This window comes from Mesorhizobium sp. M8A.F.Ca.ET.207.01.1.1 (assembly GCF_004794715.1).
Classification (GTDB): Bacteria; Pseudomonadota; Alphaproteobacteria; order Rhizobiales; family Rhizobiaceae; genus Mesorhizobium.
Genome location: NZ_SRUS01000237.1, coordinates 1 through 362 on the forward strand (window position 1 = coordinate 1; position 362 = coordinate 362).

1 protein-coding gene is annotated in these 362 nt (G+C 68.5%); it reads right to left on the bottom strand.

The window, feature by feature from the left end; all coding sequences use genetic code 11:
• Positions 1 to 362, bottom strand: a 362-nt coding sequence (locus EN850_RS34340; RefSeq protein ID WP_136092993.1) for a DNA primase, incomplete at both ends; no start/stop codon positions are given.

A 362-nucleotide genomic window follows, 5' to 3' on the forward strand; every position in this document is an offset into this window, starting at 1 on the left:
CGCCATCGGGCAGGAACAGGAAGAAGGCCTGGCGGCCGTCCTTCATGCGCGGCAGCACCGACTCCAGCGCCTTCCAGCCGGCGCGGCGGCCGGCGGCGTCGCCGTCGAAGCAGAAAAACACGTCCGGCGCGTTGCGGAACAGCAGCTCGGCATGGTCCGGCGTGGTGGCGGTACCCAGCGTGGCCACCGCCTGGGTGACGCCGAACTGGAACAGCGAGACCACGTCCATGTAGCCCTCGACCACGATCAGCCGCTCGATCTTCTGGTTGGCCTGGCGCACCTGCCACAGGCCGTACAGCTCCCGGCCCTTGTGGAACAGCGCGGTCTCGGGCGAGTTGAGGTACTTGGGGCCATCGTCCTTC